This window comes from Sporosarcina sp. HYO08, assembly GCF_001563475.1.
Classification (GTDB): Bacteria; Bacillota; Bacilli; order Bacillales_A; family Planococcaceae; genus Sporosarcina.
In genome coordinates, this window is record NZ_LPUT01000002.1 from 38696 (window position 1) to 61192 (window position 22497).

The window sequence follows — 22497 nt, forward strand, 5'->3', positions numbered from 1 at the left end:
CGTGAGGACACACTCCCGATACTTTTTGTTATATTGTTTCGGGCGAAGTTGCAAAAGAATTTCCTCCATTTTAAGATTACTAGTAAAATGGGCTTATCGGCGTTGAGAAAGTAGGTAATGTCATGTACAAAGTAGCGGTGGTTGGTCCGAGTCAGTCGGTCGACAGGATTCTTACGTTGGCAAGAGAGATTGAAAAGGAGTTAGAGTTCGTTCCGTATATTTATTCGAAAACGAACGAAGTAAAAGACTTCGTATTGAATCCGGACAGACCGGTGGATTTTTGGCTGTTTTCAGGCTATATCCCATATCAAATTGCAGTCAATGCGACGGGGATGAACGAAGCGTTTGTATTTATCGATTCAAGCGAGTTGAGTATTTATAAGGGAATCTTGAATCTTTCCAATGAGATTGGTAAAATTCCGGAACGGGTTAGCATAGATATGGTTTCGTCGTTTCATTTTGATGAAGAATTTACCCAGTTGGAAAAGGAGCTGGGGAAGGCATTTATTAAAGAATTTGATGTGGAGATTGAGGCGGAGGAATTATTGGATTTTCATTACGGGTTGTGGAAACGGAATGAAATTGAAGTGGCGTTAACGTGCTATCCGACTGTCTATGAAAGCTTGCGGGAGGCAGGTGTACCGGCATATTGGCTATCACCTTCACGCAATGAAATCTACCAGACGATCCGGATGTTCTTCGAAAAGATTAAGACATCATACTACAAAGACACACAAATCAGTTTCAACATGATTGAAATCGTGGAGTATGATGCCATAAAGGAAAAAATGAAGGAATCCTATCAACTGGAATATCTGGAGCTGCATTTAAAGAAAACATTTATCCAACTGTGTGAAACATTGGATGGCTTGCTAATTGAACAAGGAGATGGGCGGTATGCGATCTTTAGTACAAGAGGAGCAGTGGAGCGGGAAATCGGGACATTGAAGGAAAAAGTGAATTATCTCTCGCTTGAAGCGGACTCGACTGTTGCTGTCGGAATTGGTTTTGGCCAAACCGCCTTTACGGCTGAGGTAAATGCAAACCGTGCCATTCGGGAGTCGAAGGATAAAGGGAAGCAGGAAATTGTCATTATTCAAGAAGACGGCACGATGATTGATGCAGCGGGGAAGGGTGAAGAGCTCGTTTATTCCTACCGTACGGACGATCATGAATTCGTGAAGAAACTACAAGAAGGAAAAATCAGCGTTAAGACATTTAAACGAATTGAGTCGCTCATTCGGAAAATGGATTGGGCCCATTTCACAACGAAGGATTTGGCAATACACTTGAACATGAGTGAGCGGAATGCCCAGCGGATCGTTTCCGATTTGTGCAAAGTGGATCTAGCTGTATGCGTCGGGGAAGAATCACATTATTCGAGGGGAAGACCGGTGAAAGTGTACCAGCTGACATGATCAGCGGCACCACGTTCTAATGGATCGCGTTAGAAATTGGTGCCGTTTTTGGTTACTCCGCACGTTTCAAATTCAAAGGAAAAAGCGTCCATTGTCTAGGCAAAATACGCCTATGAATGGTACAAACCGCAATTGGTATCACTCGCTTCGTTGTATGCAAACTTGGGAAACAGCTAATGAGTGGAGAGATATCGGGGTTGCGGATTTACCATTTCAGAATTAAACTGAATGATGCCCTTAACGTTTAACTTGGGTTCTCACACAACGATCGAATTGTTTTAAAACCAAGTATTATTTTTGAAGAAAGGTGGTGCACTATGAAAAGGAGAGTTGTTGATTTTCTTTTTTTACTAGTCGGTTCTTTTATTTTCGCACTAGCAATTAATCTTTTTGTAATCCCAAACGAATTAGGCGAGGGTGGGGTTACGGGATTGACGATTATCGCGTACTATCTTTATGAATGGTCACCGGGACTAGTGAATTTAGTTCTGAATGGTATTTTGCTTATTGTAGGTTATAATTTTTTAAGTAAGAACACAACAGTTTATACGATTATTGCCGTCCTATTCAATTCTTTGTTTTTGCATTTTACAAAGGACTGGAGCGTTTCATCGAATGAAATCGTCGTCAATACCATTTTTGGCGGTGTATTTATAGGTGTCGGAATTGGACTGATCATTCGAGTGGGCGGCACGACTGCCGGCTCTGCGATTCTTGCCAGTATTGCAAATAAGTATTTTGGTTGGAGTATCAGTTATGCTTTGCTATTTTTTGACTTAATTGTCGTATTCTTTTCTTATTTTATTATTGGTGCCGAAAAACTGATGCTGACCATCATTATGCTCTATATCGCTACAAAAGTGATGGAGTTTCTCATTGAAGGGTTGAATTCGAGAAAAGCTGTAACGATCATTTCCAGCAATGCAGATCAAATTGCTATGCAAGTAAACGAGGTGATGGGCAGAGGTGTGACGGTTTATTCAGGCCATGGCTATTTCACAAAAGAAAAAAAGGACATTCTTTATATTATCATTAGTAACCGGGAAGTTGTAAGGTTAAAGCAAATTGTTAAGGATGCAGATGCAGGCGCATTTGTCGCCATCCATGACGTACGCGATGTTTTTGGAGAAGGTTTTATGAAGCTGGCCAATTAAGCAGCGTTGTTAAACTGCTTCAATATATTATTGCAGACACTAAAGTTCTGACCAGGTGAGATTTTTCTCTTTCCTTATTTATTACCGAAAGGATCTGATAATAATACAGGCGACCCGGTTCTGAACAATTTCATATTATTTCAGAATCGGGTTCCATTTTTTCATTTGACTTCAAAAAACAAATGATAAGGCCCCGGTTTCAATTTCTTCAACTCCAATTATCCAGGGGGCGTTTTTCGGATGGTAAAAACCCTTAAACCTCATCAGGATGCGATGGTTCACCAATTAGACACGCATCTCCCTTAATCACGCCTTGAGTTAGGAGAGAGGCGATCTCAAATCCGCCAGTCTCTTCATCCGGAGAGGCAATCACTCCCAGTATACACTTCACGAATGATTCAAAAGTATCTATTCGATTTTCAATTAAAAATTAAACCTTGATAGTGCATATTTAATTAGCATCCCACGCAACTTATTGTAACTTTAAACTTCATAAATTCCCGCACAATCACTCACCGTTTTAAAAATAAATAGCCTGGCACTATTGAACATTTGCATGATGGGGGCGAATGAGTTTAATCTGTTATAAAGTTCGACTATATAACAAAGAGAGAAGCGGCAGTGCCGCCTCTCTCTTTGTGTTGATAAAGAAACAAGATATTAATAACCGATGATATGGTAGCCAGAGTCAACATGCAGGTTTTCACCTGTAACACCGCTCGCAAGGTCGCTCAGTAAGAAGATCGCAGCTTTACCGACTTCTTCTGGGTTCGTCGTTCTTCTTAAAGGTGCTTTCTCTTCAATCACTTTGAGGTTTTCATTAAAGCCAGCGATGCCTTTCGCGGCAAGCGTGCGGATCGGTCCAGCAGAAATAGAATTCACACGAATGTTGTACTGCCCAAGGTCATTCGCGAGGTATTTAACACTTGCATCGAGGGAAGCTTTCGCAACACCCATGATGTTGTAGTTTTTCACAACGCGTTCTCCGCCTAGATAAGTCATTGTAAGGATTGAGCCGCCTTCTTTTAGAAGTGGTTTGACAGCTTTAGAAACAGCCACTAAAGAGTATGCACTAATGTCGTGTGCAAGTTTAAAACCATCGCGGCTCGTATTTGCGTATTCGCCTGTCAGTTCTTCTGTTTTCGCGAAAGCGATACAGTGTGCTAACCCATCCACAACCGGGTATTGTGCTGCGATCGTTCCAAAAGCATCTTCAATGCTTTCATCGCTTGTTACATCACATTCTACGAGTAATGTATTTTCTTGATTTAATTCAGGGACGAGTCGTTCTACTTCTTTTTTGAGACGTTCACCTTGATAAGTGAAGATTAAATTAGCACCTGCTCCGTTTAGCGCTTTAGCGATTCCCCAAGCAATGCTTCGTTTGTTCGCCACACCCATAATAATGAAGTTTTTACCTGTTAATAGATTGTTCATGCATCGTACCTCGCTTGTCTTTATTTGTTATCCATTGAATGATTCTTAATTGAAGAACTTTCCTTTTATCATCGGAAATAGAAAAAGGTCAATTAGAGAATTTATTCGGGTTTTCAGTTTAATATTAATTGAAATCTTAGTCGAAGTCGAGAGTAAAACATTATCATTGAAAAACCAACTGTAAAGAGTGGTTTTGTTTTTCTGATTTCCGTTCTTTTATATTTTAGCTTAAAGTACTTTACGCATATCCCTGGAACATTTGATAGCCCCGTTTAACTTCTGTATAATAAGACCAGATTCATTCACGAATAGCTATTTTATGTATTTTTGTGTGAAAGTCTTCACAAGAGCATAGTACCTCTTTGCAATTCATCAATTTGGCCTGAAAAATTATGACGGTCTGAAGGAGAATCATAATGAAAATTGGGTTTATTGGAACTGGAAATATGGCGACTGCCATCGCCCGCGGTATGGTAACAAACCATTTTGTAGAAGGGGAAAAAGTATACCTGTTTGATGTACTGTCAGATAAGGTCAAAGCGCTTGGTCAAGAAATTGGCGGACAAGTTTGCAACTCGACTAAACAATTGCTTCAGGAAGTGGATGTCGTTGTTTTATCAGTCAAACCGGATATCATTGAAAAAGTACTCGTAGAATCCAAAAGTATCATTTTAGAGCGAAAGCCATTAATCGTTTCAATTGCGGCGGGCACACCATTAGCTAAAATTTCTGGCTATCTCAATGTGTCTGACCCATTAGCGATTGTTCGGGTGATGCCGAATGTGAACGCAACAATTGGTCTAGGGGCAGCTGCGGTATGTGGAAATGAGTATGTGACCGAGCAGCAATTAGATTATGTTGTTCGACTGTTTGAATCCGTTGGGAAGGCTTGGGTTGTAGAGGAAAGCCACTTTTCCAACTTTACAGCCTTAGCCGGCAGTTCTCCTGCCTATGCCTATCTTTTTATAGATAGCCTGGCAAGAGCCGGCGTAAAACATGGTTTACCAAAAGAGCTGGCGACACAGTTTGCTGCACAAGCTGTTCTAGGGAGTGCGCAAATGATCTTAGAGAGTGGGGAGAACCCGTGGACATTAATTGACCGCGTTTGTTCGCCGGGAGGCACAACGGTAGCTGGACTGTTAGCTTTAGAAGAGGAAGCTTTTACAGGGACAATCGTAAAGGGAATTGATGCGACGATTAATCGGGATAAAGAGATGAATGAGAAGTGATGGGTTCGTCTATTTAATGGAATAATGAGTGACATCTATTTTGCTAGCGATTCGAATTAGCAATTGATCGGAACGAAACAAAAGGTCTTCCATGGGGACAATATCCGGTGGAAGACCTTTTCTACTAATGTTAGCGTAAGAAAAAATAATCGATTACAAAATCTTAAAGATTTTTTTCTTTTTTCGTAAATAAGATGGCGTGATCCCAGATAATATCGTAGAGGTCTGGGCCAACCCCTGTTTCTTTGTCTTGGTAAATCCTAAAACCTATAAAGGCATCTTGATTATTATCAACACCATATGCACTTCCTAAGGGGTTGCCTTCACTGTACGGTACAACAACAACACGATCTTGATCAATCTTTCTTCCCATTTTGAATACATAATAGTCGTTAGTGTTCTCATAGCTTTCAGGGAAAAATTCAGAAGCAGAATGAGGAAACTCAACGCTATTGAAAGTTCCGACAACGCCATTTAATAACTCTGCACCATAGAAACTAGCCTGGCATAATGTTGCTTTTCCAGTTTTTTCATGATTTACCCCATATATGATGACAAAATCATCATCGGTTTTTAATTGGAAATTGTCTGTTCTTAAATAGAGCGCATCATTATTATCCCCTAGACAAGTCACGTCCTGCATAATTCCTTGAAAACCTTCCATAACCCATTTATCTGTATTCAAGTCAACGTGGTCATATTCTGAGCCTCCATATTTTTGAATAATCTCATTGCGTAAATGATCAAGATCCTTTCGCGCATGAGGCAAAACTTGATATTCAGTCGTATTTGTTTCCCTAAATTTAAGGGTTGGGATCGGCCATGGGTTTCGATTCGCAAGGGGAATGTTAGGCGTAATGCGTAATACCTTGAAAAATTTATCGACATTCTGGATATAGGCATCGCCAATTTCCTGTTGTGCCCATAATTGAGCTCTCATCACAAACAAAAAGGTATCCTTTCCTTTCTCTAGTCCCATGTTGACCAGTTCCAACGGTATGTTGTCATTATTCATAATGTTGGAGCTATATCCGGCAACTCCTAGGGCATCACGGACTTGTTGATTAACAGATCTGTCAGCTGTACTAATGATAATGGTGGAGCTGTTAAAAGGGGACCCGCTCAAACCTTGAGGCGTTTGTTCCGTCCATATTCCCCGATTACTCAATGAATCACCTAGACTTGCAAAGAGCATGTGGTAAAAACCAGTCTGATCGTTACCTGCTGTAACAGCATCACTATAGTCTTTTAGTGGTTTATTTTCTGTTAATCCAAGGTAGCTTCTAAAGCTAAAATAATAGGCAGGTGGAGGTGTCTGGCCAATCAGTACAATCGCCTCATCAGGCCTCAGTTTAAACGTTGCGCCTGGTATGATAGCGTTTATGTTTTCTGGGTAATTATTGGGGTTATTCGGATTATATACGATGGGAGGATCTTGTCCTTGAGATGGATCCTGGTTGGGAGCCGGCGGCAAGGTTAAAACCGCGTATGGCGCATTTGCATTATTTCCGAAACACGAAGGAACTTTTCCTTCACTGGCTAATTGTAGAATATCTACATAATTTAATTTTCCTTCTTGAACAATATATCCTCTTTTGTTCAATGTAGATATAAATGTATTGAGACCTCCATAAATCGTAGAGCCTTCTTGATTATATACGGGTCTGTAGTGCCCGTATGGATTAGGATACCCATGAAAAGCATTGTACGTAGGATGTGAGTGAGCAAGTGAGGGATAAAGATAGTAGGAATTTGAATATAGCCTATAATTATTGTACATATTTTTCACTCCTTAAATTCCCAAATATCTACTGAATTATTAACCCTTTTTCTAATACCCAAACTGATTGCTCCTGTTCACTTCCTTGTACAGCAATTTGCCCAGTGATTGATACGACATCACCCGGATTAACCTCTGCAATCTGTTCGTTTTCTTGCATTGAAACAACGAGTGAATAAGGCACGAGTTCTGGTCTTACGAGAGTGATGGTACCCCAATCTTCATTGTTATAGAGAACTGGATCACCAGCATAGATGATGATTTGATTTCCGAAAATATCGACTACAACACCCGACCAATTCAAAACCGATTTTCCATGCACGCTTTTCTCGTATATTTTTATTTGCTCAGTTTCCGGAAGGGAGTAGTACTTTTCAACAAATGGCAGGAAATCTGTATTTGTTTCAAGCATAGTGCTAATCTCATCTTCCACGCTAGGCGGAGTAACTTTTTTCTCCTCTTTCGTTTTTTCTTTTTCTTCGATTTTTTCTTCCGGATTTTCTTTAAGACCTCCGCCAGTTCCGGGATCTTAATCGCAGGCTCCTAAAATAAGTAACGAAGTCAATAACATGAACAACCATGCTTTTTTCACGGTAATCGCCTCCCTTGCTCAGTCTATTAGGGTACCTAGAGATTTGACTAGGCTCTTCAATTTCCCATAGCTTAGAGGCAGTTGCTATTTGAACTGGAGAAAATGCAAAAGGCCATCATTTAGAACTTATGCAGTCCTCCAATTTTCAAATGGATATTCAGTAGGCGTTTAATGTAACCTAAAAAGTTTAGCAAATAGTAATGGGTGATACCCAAGGTGAATTTTAACACTACTTTTGTTCTTTTTGAGTATACCCTAACGATACATTATTAAGCTTTGATCTATTAACGTTTCAAGTGTACGACTAGGGTTGTATTATAATGGATCGCGTTTGTTCGGGATCAAGAAATGAATGAAAAGTGACGAATGCGTTTTATAATGAAGAAACTTTTTACTTTTGATGAAACGAGCGCTATGAATATTTTATAGTTCCACCGTAACAAAGTCGTCGCTACTCCGTCTGATTTGGGTTATGCCAGGGCGGGGGATCCGGTGTTGATGCGAGTGGAAAGAAACTATCGAAATCTAATTGGCTCGCCATTCCAAGCAGCAATCGATATGAAATAAGTAAAAGGTCTTCCACGGTTACAACACCCGGTGGAAGACCTTTTCTTTAACTGTTGGCGTAAGAAAGAAACGATTATAAAAAACTCTTCAGATTCTCTTTCTCTATGTATTCTGCCCGTATTTGGGAAAGGGTCTTGTTGGTTTCTTTATGAACAGCAAACATATAGGTCTGTACACTGGACCAATCAAAGACTTCCTTCAACCATTTTTGCATAGAAAGCTCTTCACCGTTAACTTGTGCATTCCCATTAGCCAGCAATATCCCTTCATCTTTCTTCCCTTTGGCGACAATAATATCGCCAGCCTTGACAACTCCCCATTGGAGCATCTCGCTGATTTTAGGAAGATTTCTTCGAGTACTCTTTTTCTTCTGTGAGCTCGATTTCAATGGTGTCTCCAATAAATTCACGTAGAAGTCGTGATAGGTGTTTACCGGTAACACCTTCTCAGTACTTATAAAAATGTCATCGTTAATTGTATACGGAGTCAGTTTGTAACAGCTAATATCAACATTGTTGCTGTTTAGCCATGCCACTGCTGATAGAGTCTGCTCATCATAATCAGCAGCCACTAAAATGATTTTCTGCTTCTTGTTAAAATTAGTGCTCTCTGTCCCATTTTCGTGGAGAAATTCCATTACCTTTCGGGTAGCTAATTCCGCGCTCGTAAGGGGACTGCTCTCAAGCTCACTTTTATCATATTTTTCGATATAGGGAGCGTAAATTTTATTGACCAAGTCTTCTATATCTTCAATCGTTGCATAGCTTGCTGCGTAACGGATTGCCTGGAATTCAAACGCTTCTTTACGCCCCTCGATATCTTTTCGATCTCTTTTGATTTCAATTAGTACAATATTTCCTTCGTGATCAATTGCTGTCAAATCACTGATCCCATGGTTGGCATTTCGCACTTGTTTCCCCACAATCAGCATTGATTCTTCTTCATCACAGATCATGTCTATATTTTTTCTAAGTAATTCCTCAATATCGCTTTCCCGGTAATTTAAACTGGCGAAAGTCGTCTTGTCTATTTTTACTGCATGGGTGTCGGTTATTTTGTACAAAGTAGATCCCTCCTGAAAATGGGTTGTCTTGTAATTTGACCATATCATATTTTATGGGAAGTTGGGAGGGGGTTGGTTTTTTAGATGATCAGCGTAAAGGATTCTATTGGAGAGTTCTTTTTAATAGAAACGACGTTCAAAAATGGTCATGCACAACTCATCCGCAATATGCCATACTATTGGGAATATAGTCTTGCGGTAAATGTGGAATTATAAGACAATGGAATCAATAAGTTATTTTGAAACTTAGAATTAACGTTCCACTTAGATTTTTAAGGGTTGAATGCTAGTTAATATTCAAACGACATTTGTAGAATCATTAATTTGAAATAGTAAAAGTAGCCGCCGCTCTATGATGAGTGGAAAAATAACCGCCCATAACACCGATTATGGGCGGTTAAAGGAGGGACATCATAAACCTGTTCACTCTTTTTACAAACAACACATTTCAGTTGGGAAAAGGAGATGGAGAGATGTTTTTAAATGATTCATTAGATGTATTGCCTTTTACGGATATATCAGAATTAGAGAAAAACATAGGGGGAAGTCTCACAAAGATTAGAAATACAATTTCTAAAGCAAATCCTTTAATTACTTTGGTTCATGAATACTTTTGAAATAGATTTGTAGGGGGGCTGTGAACTTATGCTGTTAAGCGATATAGATGTTAAGAAGGAACTTGTAGATGGGGAAAATATAATGATTTACCCTTTAGACATTACTAAGATAAAAGGCAGTTCGATAAACTTAACTGCGAGTAAATATGCTTGGAGAGTGTCGGACAAAAAGTCAGCCGTAGAAGGTGACAAGATAGTTGTACCACCACAGGACACAGTATGTGTTTATACTGAAGAATCTATATGGGTCTCTCGAAGAATAGGTGGTACTTATCATTCTAAAGTTTCGTTAGTGACAAAAGGACTGGGTCATATTTCTACTACACTAGACCCTCAATGGTTCGGCATGTCATTAATAGCTATAAATAATCCAACCTGTAAACCAGTTGAAATTTATATCGGCCATACATTTGTTACGGTGATGCTATATTATTTGAAAACTGATTCTACTAAAGGATTGAATGAAAATGCTGGCAGTAGACAAGACCTTGCTAATAATTTTAATATATCCCCCAAGGTACAAGAGGAACTACGTAAAGAATCAAATCGCTCTTTTGAAGGGTTAAGACAGGCTATGCTTAATTCTCAAAGTTATAAAGATTTTATAGAAGATTACACAAAAGAAGAAAAAGAGACTATTCGGCAAAAAAAGGAGTTTAAGCAGACTTTTTGGTTTCCGCTGATTGTAGCAATTCTAGGGGCAATTATAGGCGGGGTCATTTCCGGATTGATAGTTTGGCAGATTACTAAAGATGTAGAAGAACCTTCAAAGAATAAAAAAACAGCTGTTGAAATACATGAGGAGAGGGATGAACATCCGCTCCTTTAGATTAAAGTAGGTATAGTCGCTTTATCATTGCATGTCTGTTAAAAGCACTCTACACATGTGTATCAAGTGATGATATAAGCCAAATGGAAAGGGATTATATTCACTACTACCTAGCCATTAGATCCATCATTCATAAACTGACCAAAGGTGATGCTCCAGATACCGCCCAAATGAATGAAAAAGTGAGACAAATGATGGAAGAAGCACTGATTAGTGAAGGTGTGGAGGAAGTATTCAAGCTGGATAAGAACGATCCAAAAAATAATGCGGATCTCTTCAGTGATGAGTATTTAGCCAAAATTGATAAAATCAAACTGCCGAATACCAAGATTAAGCTTCTACAAAAGTTATTGTCAAAGGCAATAGAGGAATATAAGAAGACCAATAGAATGCAAGGTGTAGACTTTTCAAAGAGATTCAAGGAGTTGGTAGACTACTATAATGAAAGAAAGGACTTTCAAACCTTGCAAAGTGATGTGTTGGATGACGTTGCGGAACAATTTGCCGATTTGTTTTCAGAGCTGGTTAAAGAGCGGGATTCCTTTAAAGACTTGGGAATTGATTATGAGGAAAAAGCCTTTTACGACATACTGAAAGCAATTTCTGAAAAACACCAATTTGAGTACCCACACGAAAAACTTATTAAATTATCACGGGAAATTAAAGCGATTATCGCGGACAAAGCAAGATATACAGACTGGTCTAGCCGAGATGATATTAAAGCGGAATTAAAAGTAGATCTTATTCTGACGCTTGCAGAGAACGATTATCCCCCTGTTCCCAAGGATGAAATATTTAAGGAGATATTTGAGCAGGCAGAGAATTTTAAGAAGTATAGGGTGTAATTGTTATAATTAAAAAAGGGGGGCGATCTGCCCTCTTTCAATGGCTGTGCTTTGAATTAGAACTACTGGAAAAATGACTAGGGGAAAACTGCCATGCGGAAATAATTTCTATGTCAAATTTGTAAATGCTATTTATTCTATATAAAGAAAACTTGATTTAATAAAACAAAAATTTAAAAGGATTTGTGGTGATAAAATGTACCAGATGGTAGATCCGGCATTTGTAGAAAAACAAATTATGAACCAAGAGCATTCTATAAAGCCACCAGCTTATAATTCTTATCCCTATACAGAGTTAGACGACAGAATATTTGAGATCCTATTGTTTTTAATTTACCAAAGGGAAATTAGGGATAAAAAACATTTGGGGAATTTCGATGATATTACATTAATGCAAGGCGTTGGTGAACAAGGTAGAGATTGTGTTTTGCATTACAAGGGAAAAAGTGCAGGATTAATACAATGTAAAAATTATAAAACCCCCATTAATAAGCCCGATGCTGTGCGGGAAATAATTAAGTTTTCGCTGTATTACCTTCTTGACAACAATCTAATTTCGGATATTGACAACTTTACTTACTTACTAGTAGCGGCAAGTGGATTTAATCAAAGGACCTCCCTTTTCCTTAGTGCATTTAATACAAATATTGAACATGAAGAGGACTTGGAGAAATGGATAAACGAAGTAATTGAGGGATATGAAACCTTCAAAAATGCAAAACTGACTTATGAAGGAATTAAGGATGAACTGGTTGCCGTACTTAAAAAAATAAAAGTGAAAAGACTTACCCCGGAGGAATTAAATGTAATGGTGGATGAAAACCCATCAATTGCCAAGCGTTTTTTTAGTTTACATGTCGTTACAAGTGAGGATGAGATAGTAAAACTAAGGGAAGAAGTTATGAAGAAAAACAGAATGAGTTATTCGGATTTTCTTAATCATGTAAATGAAACTGTGTTAAACATGGAATACATACGGAGTCCCGAGATAAAGAGAAAACTAGTTAACAGAACAGATGATATTCTTGAACAATTATATGATATCGGCGAAGATAAATTCACTCAGTTTATCAAAGCAATCCAAGTTCCATTTAAAAATAGATTTGCCGATAGGGGAATGTTAACTTTTGAGGAAAACCTTCCTTTATTAACGGATATTGTAATTAAGGTGATAGTGATGTCATTCGTAAGACCAAACCTTGAACTTTCATCGGAAAAAGGAAGGGCAATCAAAATAGCATCCGATGAAATAGTTTCATTAATATTTTCAGAAGGCAATGAGGAGTATGATTTGGTGGTTTTGCAATTGTTGAAGTACTTCAATAATATTACAGATGACCTAGGGGAAATAACTACCGTTATTGTTGGTAACAGCGCACCTAAAACCTGCATTTTAGGAGGGGGCGGAGCGCAAATAGATTACGAATATATCATTGACCAAATTGTTGATATAGGATCCGAGAATTATAAAGAGGAGTTCACAAATTTAAAAAATAGATTCAAGTTTACTTATCACTGTCAAAACTCTTTTAGTTTTAAAACATTAAGCTCTGTACAGGAGCTTGAGGAAAAATTAACAGAAAATATAAGGGGGAACACCGTTGGACATCGAAAAGCTTTACTTGGAGATTGACAAATACTTTGAAGGTTTCGGTTTGTATAGAGTCGATGATGATATGCTAAAGAAATGCGATTGTTATTATATTGATGAAGAGGCGAAAAAGTATATATTTATTTGTAAGGTTTTTACAAGTATTAGCGACGTAATATTAGAATGGGAAAGATCGCAGGATGAGGACATAGCATTATATCTACAACAAGAGAAATATGCCAATAGCGATATTCGCTGGGATATGTATTTTGTTGTTATTTATTTAGGTAATGAGAATTTGGATAAATATACTTTTGATTTGATAGAACAGGATAAATTCTGCTGTAAAAAGTTGATAATAGATATGAGCAGTAATTCCGATATTATTGCTGCGCTTAACAATAAGTTGCCCTTTTCTAGGGATTATTTTAGGTTGGGAGATATAACGGATGTATTTAATGACGCTACTTTTCTAAAAGAGCTAAATAATAAAAGTGGTTTGGAAAACAACGTTTTAACCCTAGACTTGTTAAATGACCTTCCGGGGCAAAAAGAGGAGTTAATAAAAAGGCTGCTAGAACAGAAGGAAAAAGAAAGGATAGATTAACTATGTCTGAGTTAAGACTAAATAAAATTAGTATCGACCATTTTAGGGGATATAGACAGCAGGCTCTTTTTAATATAAAAAGTAATGATTTACTAATCCTTGCTGGACCCAATGGAATGGGGAAAACATCATTTTTCGATGCAATAGAATGGGGTTTTACAGGAAGGTTATTTCGATTCGAGGAACCAAATGAAGAAAAGGGAAAAAGCCATTTTATAAATTTTCAACCTTATGAAGCGCCAGCCGAGGTGAAAATTGAGTTCGGTAATGATGTTAAAAACTATACTTTAACCCGCAAAGCCACTAATTTTGTGGGGCGAGATACAGATTACGGTTCGGGCAAATCAAGCCTATCTGTGTATGTAGAAGATGTTGGGTTATTAGAAGGGCAACAGGCAGATGATTTCTTAAATGAAATTTTAATAAAAGATGAATGGAAAAATAAAGTAGACTTTAAGGATGTATTTTCTCAATATCATGTTTTAACCCAGGATAAGTTAAAAACTTTTGTAAATGGCTTAAAAGGACCAGAGCGTTATAATCAGATATCATCTTTAATTGGTACCCATAGGTTCTTAAAGTATGGATCAGAATTCGGGGTAATAAAGAAAGATTTGGATTCGAATTTATCCAAAGTAAGAAATGAGTCTGAACTTTTGAAGGTGGAAATTAGAAGTATAGAGAATCATATTTCAGCGGAAAAGGGTATAAATATTGGTAACAGCAATAATTTATTGGAGTATATCAATGAGTTATATGCCAAAAATAACTTGAATATGAATTTGAAGGTTGCGCAGGATGATGATGTCAGGGAATATACAAATACCCTGCTTGAAAATATATTAACATCAAAAAGGAAAATTCAAAATGAAATTAATTTAGTAGAAAATAAACAAAAAGAAATGTATGAATTGAATGAAGGTCAAGGGGAGTATTTGTTAAATTTAAGGGTGATTGAACATTTGGAGAAAAGCATCCCCTTAATAAAGAAGATTAAAAGGATTACTTTTCTTTCCAACGAATTAAAGTCATTTATAACATTTTCTGATTTAAGAAAAAAGCTAAATGATGATATACGATTAACTACCGAAAACGAAGGATCCGCCGCCCAAGAAAGGGAATATGTTGGCAGTGAATATAACTTATTGGGGAACTATTACGATATTTTACTAAATAAGCAAAAAGGGATTCGGAATATTGATAATATCGGGGAAATGAATATCACCAATTTAACAGAGAGCTTTTATGTTACATTTACAAATGTAGACAAAGTTTTAGAAGGATATATTACAAATACCTCCAACGAAAGTCGGAATGTCTCTATTGCGCGTGAGTTAAGCGATATCACACTAGTATTGAATCAGGTTGTGCAAGCTACTAATCGGCTAATAAAGAAGAAAAATGATTTAACCACAACCCTAAATGAAATTAATGGTGAATTGGATAGTTTAAGTAATATGGAGGAGGAAAAGAAAAGCCTTTTACAGTCAGCGAGGAGTTTTCTTTTAGAAAAACTTAATGAAAGTAACAATGTAGAGAAATGTCCGGTTTGTGCAACTGAACATGGAACTGGTCAACTACTATCAAAGATTGATGCTCAGTTAACCTCGGAAAATGAACTAATAACCAAAAAACTTAATGATATCGATAATATAAAAAGTCAGATACACAATATAGATTTAAGTTTGGGTGAACTATTTGAAAATGGAAAAATATCATTTGGGAAAACCCTGGAAGTAGTAAAAGGGACTATGATATTACTAGAAACAAAAATGGAGAAATTGGAAATTCAACGGAAAGGTTATTCTAGTGAAAAGCTAGTCCTTGAAAAAAAACTAAATGAAATAACTCTTAAAAGTAAAGAATTAAATGATATTGTCAAATCCGACTTGAATTTAAATGAAGCTGATTTTGATAAAATCGATATTACAATTCAAAAGCAACTCAATAGATTAAATGGGCAACTAGATAATTATAAAGACAATATTGATTTAGACAACATGGATATGGAAGTAGCCGAATCAAAACTATCAAAATTGAGAGAAAAGGCTACTAACTTCGAAAGGTTATTACTAAATTATCGAATAAAAGGCGACAATATTTCTAAAACCATAGAAGGGTATATTAAAGAAATTAAGTTAGAAAAGGATGTAAAACAAACAGAGTTATCAAAATATAAATATGTGGAAGAGGAATTGCTAAGGATTAACACTCATATCGAGAATGATAATAATCAACGTAAAGTAAGATCTTTGTATAAGGATCTAAAAGAGAAAGATGAAGAAATAAGTAACTTAAATTTTATTATTAGCCAACTTGATGGGTTGAACAATTCCGTCAGTGGGGTTGTTGGGGAGATGAACCAAAAATTATTAGATGGGAATGAACAATTCATCAATAATATTTTTAATCGTATTTACCCCCATCCATTTTACAGAAAAATAAAGTTTGGCCTTGAAAATAACCGAAATAATAACAAGGTTTTAACTTTAAAGGTTCTCCGAGATGCGGATGGAAAAGAAATCAATCCTGCATATACATTTAGTTCTGCACAAATTAATGTAGTGGCTATTAGTATATTTTTAGCCATGGCGTTAAGACAACAGTGTACAAATTTAAGTACCATACTAATGGATGACCCCATACAGAGTATGGATGATTTAAATGTTTTCTCCTTTATAGATATTATAAGGGGATTTGCAAGCGAAGGGGTATTTAATGAATTAAAAAAGCAGTTTGTTTTATCCACACATGATGAAAAAATATATAGATTGATGAAAAAGAAATTTAGGTTTTATAATAACGGTACAATATTGTTTAACGAGTATAGTGATGTTGGTCCTGTGTATAATTTATCTAATAAATCATAAAAAAGATTCACCTTTTGAATTTTTTTGGGAATAAAGTTAGGTAAACACTGCCACATCTGTTTTCATCTGCCATTACCATCCTGCCCATGTGGAGTGTGGGGTTAGGTTGGAGGTGGAAATGTAGCCTTACAATAAAGTTTTTTGAATAACTTGAGTTGCTCAAACTCTAGGTTTATTAAAGAAAACACCTTGCCTCCGCAACCTAATTTTTATCAAACGTAGTCAAACAATTTTAATACTAGCTTGAAACCCTTGTAAACACTACTATTATAATGTTTTGAAGAGACGACAGTTCGACTCCTGTTGTCTCCATATTACGATTTTATTGAGCTTCAATAAATGTCGAAGGGGCTGTTTAATAAGTCCCCAAAATAAAACAGGTGAAGAAAAACGACACGTTTTCTTCGCCTGTTTATCTTTTTGTTTATGGCGTGAAAATAGCTGGCGAATGCCCGCTACTTTCAGGAGATAGTGGGACTGCTGTCCAGAAAGTTAGTGAAAAGAAAAACCATGCTACTATGAGGCTACAGTGTCTTTTAAAATTCAGGAGGGAAGCGCCATGCCAAACTACCAACAACAAATCCTCTCCCTCATTGAGGATTCTCAGGATTTCACCTATTTACATAACCATTTTAATCGTTTCAATCCATTCAAAGTTCTTCAAGTTGATAATTATGAAATTCGTCATTCCAATGTGTTGGCCTGGTTGATCGATCCAAAGCAGAATCATGATTTGGGTGCGTATTTTATAAAGAAGCTTATTGCGAAGGTCTTTGTGAATCCCGCGAATTTTGAGGATGAGGACAAGCTTGCCAATTATGATGTCCTTCAGTTGAGCCGTCATGCTTATCACGATCTCGTTGTGTCTAAAGAGGTGGCGAAACCGAACAGGAAGCGGATCGATTTGTTGGCTGTCTCCCGCTTGCATCAAGTTGCGATTTTAATTGAAAACAAGTTTTGGTCCAATGAATCCGAAGGGCAGCTAGAAGAATATATCGAGTTTGTTCGAACGACATATGAAGGATATAAAATCATCCCGGTATTTTTGACGTTGCAGGATGAGGAGCCTACGCATGAGGACTATCTGATGCTGGGCTATTCGGATGTATTGGACATCCTCAAAAATATGCCGGCTGCAAACCAAGCGTATATGCATCCAGACGTGCACTCCTTCATTTCTTATTACATCGACATTTTGGAGGATCAGTTGGTTCAAAATGATGAACTGAATGAGAAGGGGATGGCGCTGTATACAAATCATAAGGAAGCTGTTGAACTCCTTTCTAACGTTGGAAAAGGAAAGGTAGGGAGGGGGAAAAGCTTTGCGAATCAATTACTGCCTATTTACAGTCAATATAAAGAAACGATCGATTTCATCGTGAAAGTTGGCAATAGCTTCTTACGGGAGGCTTTCATTCGGTTTGCCCGGAAGTTGGAATGGCCGGAACAGTTATATACGCCGCATTTCCGTGTGCCGCACTTCATTGAGCAGACGTGGGATGAGCAGTTTGACAAGGATGACTTGCGCAAGAATTGGTGGATGAATAAGGGGCTGATCGCTTGGTTCGAACAAGCGGACGAGCGGTTGAAACTGAAGATGGAAGTTGGACCTTTACATCATGAAAATCGCGTCCGACTTTTACAGGCGTTGAAGGTAAGAGGGGTCGATGTGAAGGAGCAGGCTTTTGAAGAAGGCCGGTAGTATACGAGAATCTATATGGATACCGATCATCCGACTTCTTGGGAGGATATTGATGCGTTGGTTGAATCCATGCTGCGGCTATACCGCAAAGACTCCTTCCAGTCCTTATTGCGATTAAGTAACGAGGCTGTGAAGATGGGGGACAACGCTGATAGCATTCCGTTAGTTGAACCTTTCATAATAAAGGATCAGTCCCCATTAGAACAGGCATTTGCTGCGTATGTCAATGAACAACGCCTTTCTCCTGGCTATTACAATAATCATCCGAGTATCCCGAGCTTTGTAGAGCAGGAGTGGACGGAGCTGCCTTCTGCATACAAAGTGACAGAAAAGTATTGGCTCGGTTATCCGCTCATTGCATGGTTCGAGAGGCAGAATTTGAAGGTTCGGCTAATTGTTGAAGTAGGACCACTACCGTACATAGGAAGGACTCGTTTATTAAAGAGCCTAGAAGAACAAGGAATCCCGGTGCGGGCGCTGGCCTATGAAGAAGGAAGAAGTTTTACACGGATTTATTCTCAGGCTGTTTCTGTTGAGAATATGGAAGATGCCGGAGAACTGAAAACGGCGATGGATCAGTTGGTTTCTGATCAGAAGTATAGATCTGCGCGGGAAGGAATGGCGCGGGCAATTGCGGCTTTACGCCAAACGACATACACTTTAAGTGATATGGACTGAGTACCTGACTATAACGGTGTGACGATAGAATGGACTTGATGTTTATGTAGGGGGATGCCTGCGCAAGATAATACTAGTTTGAAGTAAGGGAGCAGGACGATATGTTTTGTTCCTTTTTCGATTGGAAAAAGCAAAGAAGTCTGGGCTCCAATCGGGGATTGTACCGGGTCATCCAGAAGATGCTTTAAATACTGATAAGCTTTTTTATTTAATACTTTTCAAAAGTTAATATAGCATCAAGTAAATATCGCAGGAGGCCCGACATGAAAGCAATCACTGTAAAACAACCAGGCGGTGCAGATCAATTACAGAACTTACAAACGAGAAAGCCCACTCCTTTAGCCGTGGGAGTTGTCAGATAACCATGATCTTGAGCGGGTACTTAATAGGTGTAAAAGTCTATTTTAGTAATGCAATTTGTTGTTTTTAGTTCCGCAAAAGGGCCAGATTGTTTAACATCAAATGATAACCTAACCATTATTTAGAAAAGGGATTAAAGCGAGCTATACTCTAAAATCGTGGAGGACTTATTATGATCAAGCGTATCACCATTATAATCATTATTGCTATCGTCGCTATTGTGGGGGCTATCTTTTTCATCAGTTCATTGGATAATCATACAAACGATAAATATGCAGACCGGCAATCAAAGAAGCCATCATCGGGTAATGAAAATAAAGAGATTCGGGAAGCTAATCCATCTCTGGACAGCATATTCGACTTGGCTAAACAAGGGGAAATCCCGGGTGGTACTATCGTTGTTGGTGAAACGACTGCCGATGAGGTGCAAGAATCTTTGGGTAAGCCGGATGAGACCGCGGATACGAATGTTGGCCTTTTTTTGAACTATCCGTCAGATGGTATTAATGTTGGTATTACAGACAATATTGTGTCCGATTTGCGCTCGTCGCAAGATCAATTCACGGCGTTTGATCTGGATTCAATTGAATCCTATAAAAAACCTGATGACATCCATTACTACCGGGACGACAATAATGATCAAATCATTCTTGTCTATGAACTTTCCGACGATTATGTCCTGAAATGGGTGCTGCCAAATCCTACCGGTGATTCAGATAATCCGCATGTGGATCATGTTTCATTATCGAAGGAAATAAATGGAGATCATGTCAATGAGGAGAATAGCGATGGTTTTGCTGATAGAGGAAATAAAAGTATAAGTCTTGATGAAAAAATTGGCCAGATGATTTTTGGCGGGGTTAATGGAACGGAAATGACCGCGGAGACGAAAAACACCATCAAGAACTATCATGTTGGGGGAATCATCTTATTTGGTAATAATATCGAAGGTAAAACTCAAACCGTCAACTTTTTAAATGGGATGAAAACCGCGAATGCCGAGAATCCTTACCCATTATTACTGGGAGTTGATGAGGAGGGCGGGAGTGTGACACGTATGCCTGAAGGGATAAAAAGCCTGCCATCAAGCCGTTCGATTGGAGCATTAAACAATCCGAATGTGTCTTTCAATGTCGGTACTATTCTTGGTAAGCAGATGAAGGCACTCGGTTTCAATTTAGACTTTGCTCCTGTTCTTGATGTGAATAGCAATCCAAATAATCCTGTTATTGGTGACCGTTCCTTTGGCGACAATCCGAATATTGTTACCAGGTTGGGCATCCAGACGATGAAAGGGATCCAGAATGAAGGAGTTATTTCGGTTATAAAACATTTTCCCGGGCATGGGGATACTGGCGTGGATTCCCATTTGGAACTTCCAAAGGTCAATAAAAGCTACAAGGAGCTGTCCAAATTGGAACTTGTGCCATTTAAGAAAGCTATTTCAGAGGGAGCCGATGTTAGCATGGTTGCACATATCTTGCTGCCAAAAATAGAGGAAACTTATCCTGCATCCATGTCGAAACAGGTGATCACGGGCATTTTGCGAGACGATTATAATTTTAATGGCGTTGTCATTACCGATGACCTGACGATGGGAGCAATTACAGATCATTATAATGTCGCGGATGCGGCAGTTCAGTCAGTAAAAGCGGGCGCGGATTTGCTGCTTGTTGCACATGATCCAAATTTAATTGCCAAGGTTTTTGATAAATTGAAAGCGGCTGTTGAAAATGGGGAAATAAGCGAGGATAGGATTGACGAAAGTGTCGAACGCATAATAAATTTGAAGATGAAATACGAGCTTTCAGATGAAAGGACACCAATACCTAATGTACAACCGATCAATGAGGAAGTGGAAGTCATTTTGCAGAAGGTATCCTGATTATTGCAAAAGAGGTAAAGCCAGAACCAAAAATTATGCGCGAAAAATAGTTAGTGGTATACCGCAAACGGGCGCGATTATTGAACGTCAAGAGCCTAATTCCTCGCCAGAAACAGGCAGGAATCAGGCTTGTTTTCTTACGCTATTTTAAATCTCCCAATTGGTAAATAGGGTGGCAATAGGTGGTAAGTTCTGTGGCAATCATTGGTAAAAAAAGATGTCACAGGTGGTGCATTTCATTGGCCGTAATTAGCATAGGGCAATTTTCACTTCAGCAGGTATTGGAAAAAGCAAAAGAGTCTAGGGTCCAATCAGTGATTGTACCAGGTCATCCAGAAGATGATCTGATTCAGGAACGATGAAAGGATGGCACGAACATGGAAAACGTATCAAATGCAGATCAATTAGCATCACTAAAATCTTTACGATCAACAATCAATAAACTCGAAAACGCCTTGTCTCAGATGACGCAGAAAGGCGCAAATACGACGCTAGTTAAGAAACGACTCAAAGCTATTACCATTGGATTAGCCATGCTGGAAAACGTTTGGCATCAAAAACCTCATCAGTACACCGGGGAAGAGTTAGCGGAAGCTTACAATGTACTGACTCGTTTATTGCCATCTGTTGAAAATAGTTATGCCAAGTCAAAAGCAGGTAGTCCACAAAGAACACTTTTAGAAAGAAGAATTATGGCGTTGAAACTAGCTGTTCAAGCAATCAAAAAGTTGTCTGTATGAAAAAACACTCAGACAACTTACTCTGATTGTATAGATGAAAATAAAAGGCTGCCTGTGATGCTATTTGGTGATTGCTTTCATGTGTGCATGCATAATGTGCCGAATATCTGAAAAAAAATTATAAATCTCCCAGTTGACTTCCTTAACATATAGTGATAAGATTTTCCCTATTAGAGATATTAAGAGTCTTTAATATCTTTTTTGGAATAAGGAGTTATTAACTGTTCCTAAAAATATTGAATAATGTAGAAAAATATGTCAAAATAGACATATGAAAAAGATCTATAAACCTAATGAATTTGCAAAAATGTTAAATGTGACTGTTAAAACATTGCAGAATTGGGATAACGACGGAAAATTAATCGCTTACCGAAACCCAAGTGGAAGAAGGTTTTATACAAATGAGCAATATGAGGCATACATGGGAATCAATCAAAGAAATCAAGTAGGTAAGACGGTGATTTACGGACGTGTTTCAAACAACGGTCAGAAAGATGATCTCCAAAACCAACTTGCTTTTTTAAGAGAGTTCG

The 22497-nt window shown here is 38.1% G+C and carries 20 protein-coding genes; 16 read left to right on the forward strand and 4 right to left on the reverse strand.

Annotation, left to right across the window (positions count from 1 at the left end; genetic code table 11):
• Positions 1 to 122 precede the first annotated feature (122 nt).
• Together AU377_RS03175 and AU377_RS03180 are read left to right on the forward strand one after the other, a co-directional pair.
• Positions 123 to 1418 carry a hypothetical protein gene (locus AU377_RS03175; protein WP_067404074.1) on the forward strand — a complete coding sequence of 432 codons (1296 nt, stop codon included), beginning with the start codon at positions 123 to 125 and terminating at the stop codon, positions 1416 to 1418.
• A gap of 317 nt (positions 1419 to 1735) precedes the next feature.
• A complete protein-coding gene (locus AU377_RS03180; RefSeq protein ID WP_067404077.1) occupies positions 1736 to 2572 on the forward strand; it encodes a YitT family protein in 837 nt (278 codons plus the stop codon).
• Between the two features lie 660 nt (positions 2573 to 3232).
• On the opposite strand, the gene fabI is transcribed toward AU377_RS03180, so the two are convergent.
• Positions 3233 to 4009, reverse strand: a complete 777-nt coding sequence (gene fabI, locus AU377_RS03185) for an enoyl-ACP reductase FabI (protein WP_067404080.1) — start codon at positions 4007 to 4009, stop codon at positions 3233 to 3235.
• A gap of 416 nt (positions 4010 to 4425) precedes the next feature.
• Here fabI and proC point away from each other — a divergent pair, with 416 nt between their 5' ends.
• Positions 4426 to 5238 (forward strand): pyrroline-5-carboxylate reductase, encoded by an 813-nt coding sequence (proC, locus tag AU377_RS03190; RefSeq protein WP_067404086.1) that lies wholly within the window; start codon positions 4426 to 4428, stop codon positions 5236 to 5238.
• A gap of 163 nt (positions 5239 to 5401) precedes the next feature.
• On the opposite strand, the gene AU377_RS03195 is transcribed toward proC, so the two are convergent.
• The 3 genes from AU377_RS03195 to AU377_RS03205 all read right to left on the reverse strand — a co-directional run bounded on the left by AU377_RS03195 (position 5402) and on the right by AU377_RS03205 (position 9240).
• The gene (locus tag AU377_RS03195) at positions 5402 to 7018 is read right to left on the reverse strand and encodes a hypothetical protein (protein WP_216635641.1); all 1617 of its coding nucleotides are present in this window, start codon (positions 7016 to 7018) and stop codon (positions 5402 to 5404) included.
• Positions 7019 to 7046: 28 nt separating this feature from the next.
• Positions 7047 to 7430 (reverse strand): hypothetical protein, encoded by a 384-nt coding sequence (locus AU377_RS03200; protein WP_067404089.1) that lies wholly within the window; start codon positions 7428 to 7430, stop codon positions 7047 to 7049.
• Positions 7431 to 8250: 820 nt separating this feature from the next.
• Positions 8251 to 9240, reverse strand: coding sequence for a hypothetical protein (locus tag AU377_RS03205; protein WP_067404092.1), 990 nt, complete (start codon positions 9238 to 9240; stop codon positions 8251 to 8253).
• A gap of 84 nt (positions 9241 to 9324) precedes the next feature.
• Here AU377_RS03205 and AU377_RS15825 point away from each other — a divergent pair, with 84 nt between their 5' ends.
• The 13 genes from AU377_RS15825 to AU377_RS03255 all read left to right on the forward strand — a co-directional run.
• Positions 9325 to 9456 carry a hypothetical protein gene (locus AU377_RS15825; protein WP_256381689.1) on the forward strand — a complete coding sequence of 44 codons (132 nt, stop codon included), beginning with the start codon at positions 9325 to 9327 and terminating at the stop codon, positions 9454 to 9456.
• A gap of 257 nt (positions 9457 to 9713) precedes the next feature.
• Positions 9714 to 9857 (forward strand): hypothetical protein, encoded by a 144-nt coding sequence (locus AU377_RS15435; protein WP_156450366.1) that lies wholly within the window; start codon positions 9714 to 9716, stop codon positions 9855 to 9857.
• Positions 9858 to 9885: 28 nt separating this feature from the next.
• Positions 9886 to 10686, forward strand: coding sequence for a hypothetical protein (locus tag AU377_RS03210; protein WP_253724369.1), 801 nt, complete (start codon positions 9886 to 9888; stop codon positions 10684 to 10686).
• 35 nt (positions 10687 to 10721) lie between these two features.
• Positions 10722 to 11531 (forward strand): DUF3387 domain-containing protein, encoded by an 810-nt coding sequence (locus AU377_RS03215; RefSeq protein ID WP_256381691.1) that lies wholly within the window; start codon positions 10722 to 10724, stop codon positions 11529 to 11531.
• 196 nt (positions 11532 to 11727) lie between these two features.
• Complete coding sequence (locus AU377_RS03220; RefSeq protein WP_067404096.1) at positions 11728 to 13164, forward strand: hypothetical protein; 1437 nt, start codon at positions 11728 to 11730, stop codon at positions 13162 to 13164.
• Positions 13133 to 13729 (forward strand): ABC-three component system middle component 1, encoded by a 597-nt coding sequence (locus AU377_RS03225; protein WP_067404099.1) that lies wholly within the window; start codon positions 13133 to 13135, stop codon positions 13727 to 13729. Before AU377_RS03220 ends, AU377_RS03225 begins: the two co-directional genes overlap by 32 nt.
• Before the next feature lie 2 nt (positions 13730 to 13731).
• On the forward strand, positions 13732 to 16599 hold the full coding sequence (locus tag AU377_RS03230) for an AAA family ATPase (RefSeq protein ID WP_067404101.1): 2868 nt from the start codon (positions 13732 to 13734) through the stop codon (positions 16597 to 16599).
• Between the two features lie 559 nt (positions 16600 to 17158).
• Complete coding sequence (locus AU377_RS03235; RefSeq protein ID WP_067404102.1) at positions 17159 to 18301, forward strand: PD-(D/E)XK nuclease family protein; 1143 nt, start codon at positions 17159 to 17161, stop codon at positions 18299 to 18301.
• Between the two features lie 15 nt (positions 18302 to 18316).
• On the forward strand, positions 18317 to 18979 hold the full coding sequence (locus AU377_RS03240; protein WP_067404106.1) for a hypothetical protein: 663 nt from the start codon (positions 18317 to 18319) through the stop codon (positions 18977 to 18979).
• Positions 18980 to 19511: 532 nt separating this feature from the next.
• On the forward strand, positions 19512 to 21224 hold the full coding sequence (gene nagZ / locus AU377_RS03245; RefSeq protein WP_067404109.1) for a beta-N-acetylhexosaminidase: 1713 nt from the start codon (positions 19512 to 19514) through the stop codon (positions 21222 to 21224).
• Positions 21225 to 21463: 239 nt separating this feature from the next.
• Entirely contained in the window at positions 21464 to 21586 is a 123-nt protein-coding gene (locus tag AU377_RS15830; RefSeq protein WP_256381690.1) for a hypothetical protein, read from the forward strand.
• A gap of 15 nt (positions 21587 to 21601) precedes the next feature.
• Positions 21602 to 21964, forward strand: coding sequence for a hypothetical protein (locus AU377_RS03250; protein WP_067404113.1), 363 nt, complete (start codon positions 21602 to 21604; stop codon positions 21962 to 21964).
• Between the two features lie 271 nt (positions 21965 to 22235).
• A partial coding sequence (locus AU377_RS03255) for a recombinase family protein (RefSeq protein WP_156450367.1) occupies positions 22236 to 22497 on the forward strand: 262 nt, incomplete at its 3' end.